At 36.0% G+C, this 6887-nt stretch carries 7 protein-coding genes; 1 reads left to right on the top strand and 6 read right to left on the bottom strand.

Annotated elements, in window-relative coordinates; all coding sequences use genetic code 11:
- The first annotated feature begins 162 nt into the window (after positions 1–162).
- Positions 163–729, top strand: a complete 567-nt coding sequence (locus GSY74_RS09140; protein WP_164664797.1) for a hypothetical protein — start codon at positions 163–165, stop codon at positions 727–729.
- A gap of 89 nt (positions 730–818) precedes the next feature.
- Here GSY74_RS09140 and GSY74_RS09135 read toward each other — a convergent pair whose 3' ends face one another.
- The 6 genes from GSY74_RS09135 to GSY74_RS09110 all read right to left on the bottom strand — a co-directional run bounded on the left by GSY74_RS09135 (position 819) and on the right by GSY74_RS09110 (position 6771).
- A complete protein-coding gene (locus GSY74_RS09135) occupies positions 819–2279 on the bottom strand; it encodes an ATP-binding protein (protein ID WP_164664796.1) in 1461 nt (486 codons plus the stop codon).
- 98 nt (positions 2280–2377) lie between these two features.
- On the bottom strand, positions 2378–2956 hold the full coding sequence (locus GSY74_RS09130) for a hypothetical protein (RefSeq protein WP_164664795.1): 579 nt from the start codon (positions 2954–2956) through the stop codon (positions 2378–2380).
- A 120-nt stretch (positions 2957–3076) separates the two neighbouring features.
- The gene (locus tag GSY74_RS09125; RefSeq protein WP_164664794.1) at positions 3077–3733 is read right to left on the bottom strand and encodes a hypothetical protein; all 657 of its coding nucleotides are present in this window, start codon (positions 3731–3733) and stop codon (positions 3077–3079) included.
- Positions 3666–4313 (bottom strand): hypothetical protein, encoded by a 648-nt coding sequence (locus tag GSY74_RS09120; protein ID WP_164664793.1) that lies wholly within the window; start codon positions 4311–4313, stop codon positions 3666–3668. Before GSY74_RS09120 ends, GSY74_RS09125 begins: the two co-directional genes overlap by 68 nt.
- 170 nt (positions 4314–4483) lie before the next feature.
- Positions 4484–6118: a cbb3-type cytochrome c oxidase subunit I gene (locus tag GSY74_RS09115; protein ID WP_164664792.1), complete on the bottom strand. Its 1635-nt coding sequence runs from the start codon at positions 6116–6118 to the stop codon at positions 4484–4486.
- A 2-nt stretch (positions 6119–6120) separates the two neighbouring features.
- On the bottom strand, positions 6121–6771 hold the full coding sequence (locus GSY74_RS09110; protein WP_164664791.1) for a cytochrome C oxidase subunit II: 651 nt from the start codon (positions 6769–6771) through the stop codon (positions 6121–6123).
- Between the last annotated feature and the right edge of the window lie 116 nt (positions 6772–6887).

The raw sequence follows: 6887 nt of genomic DNA, 5'->3' as shown, positions 1-6887 counted from the left end.
TTAAATTTTCAATTCATCCCCGTCTTAGAGAACGGGGTTTTCTTGAAGTTTTTTGATAATGATTAGAAAGATTAAAATTTAAAATATTAATTTTTAAACCATATCTGTTTTTCAAGAGAATAGATATATAATATCAAGTAATCTTCAATATAAAGGAATAAGATGAAACGAAAGAAAATAGAGAGAACTCTCCTCTTACTTAGTGCATTAATTCTTCTTGGTGGGTGTAGTAATCCCGTAGAGAATGCTGATAATCCTATAGTTCAAGAGGAGAAAAAAGCACTGCTTACTCCAGAGGAAGTAGCATCAAAATTGGTAGATAGCTTAAAAAATGGAGATGAAATTACCTCTTTAATGAGTGAGCATATCGTTTTTATTTTTAAATCAGATGATAGATGTGATGGAAATACAAAGGGAACAGTTGCTAATTTGGCTTCAAAAAGTATCGATTTTCCTTTTAAAATCAAAGTTACAACCGACGGCAAAGGATGGGCTGATAAAGTAGTTTGTAAAGATAAAAAAATGGCTTCAACATACGAAATGGAATTTGAATTACGAAAAAAGCTAACTGATTGGGATAGATTTGAGGGAAGTAAATATGATAAAACAACCAACTCTATTGAAATCTGGGGTGGAGGTGCGTCAGATTATATGAGAGCTTTTCTTAAAAAGGAAACGAATCAAAATGTTATCTATAAACTTGAATATAACATTGAAGACCCAGGGTGATTGTAACGAAGCAGGGAGTTTTTTAAGAAAGTAGGTAGTTACAAAAACTGCCTATTTTTGAGAGTTTTTTTATTTAAAAGTAAAAATTATTAAACAATCCCCTCAACCAAAACTGAATCACTCACAAGATAATCAGAATACTCATTCCGTTTCACCCCATTAAGCGTAAACATCGCCACTGTAGTAGTATGTGCATACTTGGTCACTTCATTAAAAACAGATACCTTATTTTCCAAATTTTGTGCATATTTTTTATCTATAACAAATTCACTATTATTATATTTACACTCGATGATATTCGCCACCCCATCAGCCCTCACAAGCAATAGGTCAATCTGCACACCCTGTTCATCTTTGCTTTGAGGGACATATCTCCAATAATGACTAGTGGTAAGCACGGCTCCAACTCCTAACGCCTCTTTTAACTCCAAGATGTGATTGTGACAGATGTTTTCAAAAGCGTAACCAGACCATATTTTATATTTTTGTGTCTGATAGAGACTCAAAAAGTAGTTTCTATTTTGAAAAATTTCAACCGAAGAGGTGGTCTCTACCCACTTGGTAAAAAAGAAGAGAAATGGGTCTTTAACACGATATAGTGTATCTCTTTTTTTCTGACCATACCTAAAATGTTTGACAATAAACCCTGAAGCCTCCAACTCATCCAAAGCAGAGTGTAGCGTTGAGCTAGAGGAGAGCTTTTTTATCTTTTTGAGTTCAGCAAAACTAAGACCACTCCAACTTTTGACCAATGTTTTGATGATTAGTTCATGTCTATGAAAATTATTAAAAAGACTTCTAAAGAGTCGACTATATTCGGTTCTTAGAACTCCATTTTGTGAAAAGAAGATGGTCTGAATATTTTGAATAAAACTTTTTCGTGGATTAATCAGAGAAAGATAGTGAGCCACCCCACCAAAAACCATATAGTACTCTACCAAATCTTTTTGGGAAATATTTTTATAACCATGTGCCAAGAGAAATGATTTGGTCTCTTTGAGTGTGAAACTTTGCAGATGGATAATCGCCGTCACACGATTGGCTAAAGAACCTCTATCTTCAATAATATGTTCAATAATCCAACTGGTTGCAGAGCCACAAACCACCAACATAATATCATCTAGCTTAGAGGCAAAATCATTCCAAAAGAGAGATAAAGCACTCTTGAAACCGTTATCTTTCATCTGGGCTAACCAAGGGAGTTCATCTATAAAGATACCAATTTTACAATCTTTTTGAGTCTCTATTTCGGCTATAGCATCTCGTAAGGCTCTAAAGGCATCACTCCAACTTTTAAAATCGACTTCATCAAAACTGCAACCAAAAGCTGAACAGAACTTATCGGTAAAGTTATCAAGATGAGCTTCTAAAGTGGCATTGTAAGCTCCTGTTAGTGAAAAAAGAAAACAGGATTTGCTTTGAAAAAAGTTATTGACCAGTTCGGTTTTGCCAATGCGTCTTCTACCATAAACAGCGACAAAAGAGGAAGATGGTTTCTGATAGGCACTCTCTAGTATCTCTAATTCGCTTTTTCGTTCAACAAAGTTCATCTTTTCTCCTTAGATATTTCCTAATTATAGTAAAAATAGAGAAATATCTAGTTAAACAGGGGTGATAATTCTTTAATTATTGAATAAAAAAGAAATATCTATCTCTTCTTTTTAGGACTAAACGCCTCCAGTGCAATAAATGAGTTCACCACACACTCAATTCTGCGTGGAATATCTTCACCTGTTTTACCAATATAATCAATTTGCGACTCATACACCAACTCCTCACCAAGTAGAAATTTGAAATCCAGATACCCTATAAAAAAGTCCACTTTGCCATTTCGTTTGATAGGGTGATGTTTATCATTTTCAACAATCAGATATTTAATCGTTACCTTTTCTGAATCTATAGTGATTCCATCAGCTTTTGAACTGTTTTTAATCACACGCTGTACGACCTTATCTACATTCTCTTTTGAGAGATAGGTCTCTATTCTACTCTTCATATGTTCAGCTTTGGTTATGGTTGAGACTATCTCGTAGTTCTCATCGTAGAGTAGCATTTGAGCTTTTTTTACCAATGCTCTGTTGTGTACCATTTTAAAGAAGATTACCTCTTTTTGACACGCTGTAATTGCATCTCTCTCACTCTTTCTACTGCTCTCATCTTCGCCATGTTGAATCAAGAAATAGATAAAACCTACAATTACTAAAAGATATACTATAGCACCTTTCATCAATTCTCCTTTTTATATTTATTTAGGAACATAATTTGAGCAAAGCCCAAATCAGTGTGCTTTCGCACGGAAAACTTCAGCAGTTGGCTCATGCGACTGGTCGCATTTTTAGCTATTGCTTTAATCTTTGTATACTTCGTCAAAACTAAAATAGTTTTTCTCTAGCCCTGTTTTTACAAGCTCTCTCATCTTTTTTTGTGTCTTGATGTATCTAGTATGTTGTCGTTTATGATTTCTACTCACCATTAGATATCCCCAAACAGAGAGTATCAAAACAATCAAAAACGAGAAATAGATATGATTCTCATGGGTGATATAGAGTGTGGTAAACATACGAACCACATTATCAATCACATAGATAGTAGGAAGTGCGATAAAACCAGTCCATGTGATATAGATGGTTTTTTTAGACGGAATCTCATACTCCTCTCCTAAGATTAGATAATCAATCTCTTTATTTATCTTCTCTTTGAGCTTCTTTGCCTCTTTGCTATCACTGGGCTTTATCTCCAACTCTTTGATATGCACCGAGGTGAGTTCACCCCAACGATTTAAATCTTTGTACTCTTTGACATAGTAGCTATCCTCTATAACCAGCTTCTCAATGGCTTCAAGTGATGGATTTTCACTATTTAATGCTTTTTTGACGCTATCGAGCATCGCATCGTATTTACCGTCGCTATAGATATCGTTGGCTACTTTTTTAATATTAATCATGTTTGGTGGTATCTCTGAAAAACTCATCTTCAGAAGCTTCAAACGCTTCAAACAGCTCATCGTGGGTGATATAACCCTTCTCAAAACCCTCTTTTATCATCGCTCTTGTCTTTTGATGTAGGTCTGTATATTTTAAATGCTGATTCTCATGATTTTGCTTCATTTTTCTGTAACCCCAGTAGGTAAATCCTGAGATAATCGCAAAAGAGATATAGACCAGTGTCCCGTGTGTGTTATAGAGGTCAGAAAAAAGAGCAACTATATTATGTGCCATAAAGATAACCATCACACCAACACTCCCTATCCAGATAGAATAAGCAGAGTTTTTTGAGTCCACTTCAAAGTTCTCTAAATTTTTTAGCTTTTGAATATTCTCATTGAGACTCTCTTTAAACGACTTAATCTCTGGTTTATCATCCTCTTTTGGTTCAAGCTTTTTCGCATGAACAGAGGATAACTCTCCATATCTATTGAGGTTTTTATACTCCCAAATATAGTACTCATCATTATTGTATAACAGCTCTTCTATCTCACCAACTGTTGGATTTTGATTATTTAGCTCATCTTGAACTTCTATGTATATGGTGTTATACATACCATCAAATTTAATCTGATGGGCAACTTTTTTGATATTTATCATGTTCTTTTAACTCCTTGTATAATCACACCAATTTTGTGGGATTATACAAAAAGTTCGGGTGTAAACACGCCGATTCCGAAAATGCAGATTGCATATAAGGAACCGATGGCTTCAGCCTCGCGATATTCGGGACTGAAGTCTCCGATTCCAAAGAGTTTTACAAACTGTTTCTACGCAGCAGGTACCAAATCTTTTGTATCAGATTTTGCAGGTGTATAGATACCGATAAGACCTTTTATACCAATCGTCATAACCACATTGATTAAGAACGCTAACCATGAGATAAGTATAAGCATTCCACAAAGTGCACCTAGTATCATATAGGTGTTGAATTCACCATCAACATAAAGCACTCTTCGTAACGCACCATCCATAGCAGCTAGACCCATGAAACAACTCATTCCCAATGCACCAATAAGGTGTGCCCAGAAGTGGAAGTTTGCCAGTTTTTGACTATATAGTTTTGCACCATTAGTCAAGATTGGCCACAAGATATAGATAGCAGAGTAGAGTGTCATCGTAAGACCAATCAAAATCGCTGCGTGAACATGCGTAAAGATAATCCACTGTGTATTGTGAAGGATTCTATTGAGACCCATATCTGCTTGTAATATAGCCGCTGGAATGGCAATCATAAAGCCCATAATACCAGCAAGTAGGAACTTAAGCTCATTGGTCATCTTGAGTGGTTTAGCACTCCAGAGTGTCACAAGCGTAATAAATACAGCGATACCTTGCGTTACCAACTCAAATGCCGTTACCATCTCTCCAGAGAGTAGCTTCATCATGTTTGGTTGACCTTGGTCAGCAAGAAGGTGGTGAGACCAAACCATCCAAGATACAACAAGCTCTAGTAGAAGTGCTGCTCTAGCGATGTTCTGCATAAAGAGTTTCTTACCAGTGATAAGCATAGCCAATAGATACCAAGTACCCGCAACATAAATCAGAACAAGTCCATCAGCGATAAGGTCAAGTCCCCACCAGAAGAAGTTTTTGTAAAGAAGTGCATTCACCGATGTATAGTCAAAAGGCATACCTGTCATATCACCAACGATATAGACGATAATCAAAACACCACAAGTAAGGATAACCAAAGCATCAAGCAGTGTATCAATCGTACCACGGAAGATAGCAACAACAGGCAGTGATACTGCTGGTTCTTTTGCGTAAGGCTCTCGACCAGTAATCTTGTACCAGATGTTCAACATACCATCAATACCAAGTGCTGATAGAATAAGTGGCTTCATAGGTCTCTTCTCATGTCCATCTTCTGTATAGAATACGGTTGCAAAGATATTGTAGATAAATCCTAAAGTACCCACCATAATAATAGCAATACCACCAACAAATACAAGTCCACCAATAGGGTTAAACTGAGTAAAGTCAACAGGCAACGGCCAGTAGAGTGTATAGAGTGGAGCATAATGATAAATCGCACCACCAAGCCATGACATAATCGCACCAGCACCAATTGCTATCCATGTAAAGTTAGCAAGTTTCATACTGTAGAGTGGTTTCTTCATCAGATAAGGAACCAAGAATGTAAACGCCCCAAAGACTATCAGATAGGTAGAACCAAAGATACCAATAATAGGGTGAACCGTCATAATTGAGAAGTAGTGATCTTCAGAGAATAAATTAGGCACAACACCTTGAACTCTCATAAGTTGACCCTCTATGACAGCTAGACCATAAAAAAGTACACCAAGAACAACTGCTCGAAGTGTGATTTTCTGCATCGGTGTTAAACCCTCAGATTTTAATCCACCCTCATTTCCGTTTATTAAAGTATTTATAAAACCCATAACTACTTACCTCCTATCATAGATCGTGAATCATCTCTGTCACAACCTTTTACTACAATAACATTTTTCTGTGTCATGTATCTTCCACCTTTTGGACCAGAGTACTCTGTAGAGCGAATATGATAAGTTCCATTTTTAGGGAACTGCCACATAAGGTCATTTCTACTTCCTGGACCTACTTGCATCTGAGTTACCATAGAACCATCTTGTCTAAATATACCAAATCCATAAGTCAAGTCATTTGAGACAACATCAAATACAATGTACTGATTACACTCTATCTCCATCATACCATCTGCATTGAGTCTATCAGCAGGTAAAATAAACTTCTGCTCACCAGTCTCTTTATTCTGTACTGCAACAATATCAAATCTCTGTTTTGACGCATCGAAATCAGCACTCTTCTCTATCGTATGTCGTTTAAAGTCCGTCTCTACCCACGGAATTTTGTTAAATGTAAAGATATGAATACTTACCCCCACAAAAATCAATGCCCCAACATACATATAAAATGTAGCAGGTTTGACAATTCTAGGTTTACCCTCAGGGTTAGTTACCCCTTTAGCAAACCAGACAATAAGTGCTATCACTGCAAAAACATATATGGTATATACGATTTTCAACAGGGCTAAGACACCAGCTGAATCTTCCATTACTTCTCCTTTTTAATTAAAACATCTTAGATAAATAATAATATTTATAAGAACTTATCATTTTAAGCTTTTTAACTGATGAAAAAATTGATTTAAATCAAGATAGAAACAATAGT

The organism is Sulfurovum sp. bin170 (assembly GCF_010892395.1).
Taxonomy (GTDB): Bacteria; Campylobacterota; Campylobacteria; order Campylobacterales; family Sulfurovaceae; genus UBA1140.
Note: the sequence above shows the minus strand (reverse complement) of the source record. Positions and strands in the feature narration are given on the sequence as shown.

Bases quoted from the DNA above. Each gene is read 5' to 3' on its own strand.
- GSY74_RS09110 (WP_164664791.1), bottom strand. From the start codon at position 6,771: ATGGAAGATTCAGCTGGTGTCTTAGCCCTGTTGAAAATCGTATATACC.
- GSY74_RS09140 (WP_164664797.1), top strand. From the start codon at position 163: ATGAAACGAAAGAAAATAGAGAGAACTCTCCTCTTACTTAGTGCATTA.
- GSY74_RS09130 (WP_164664795.1), bottom strand. From the start codon at position 2,956: ATGAAAGGTGCTATAGTATATCTTTTAGTAATTGTAGGTTTTATCTAT.
- GSY74_RS09115 (WP_164664792.1), bottom strand. From the start codon at position 6,118: ATGGGTTTTATAAATACTTTAATAAACGGAAATGAGGGTGGATTAAAA.
- GSY74_RS09120 (WP_164664793.1), bottom strand. From the start codon at position 4,313: ATGATAAATATCAAAAAAGTTGCCCATCAGATTAAATTTGATGGTATG.
- GSY74_RS09125 (WP_164664794.1), bottom strand. From the start codon at position 3,733: ATGAGCTGTTTGAAGCGTTTGAAGCTTCTGAAGATGAGTTTTTCAGAG.
- GSY74_RS09135 (WP_164664796.1), bottom strand. From the start codon at position 2,279: ATGAACTTTGTTGAACGAAAAAGCGAATTAGAGATACTAGAGAGTGCC.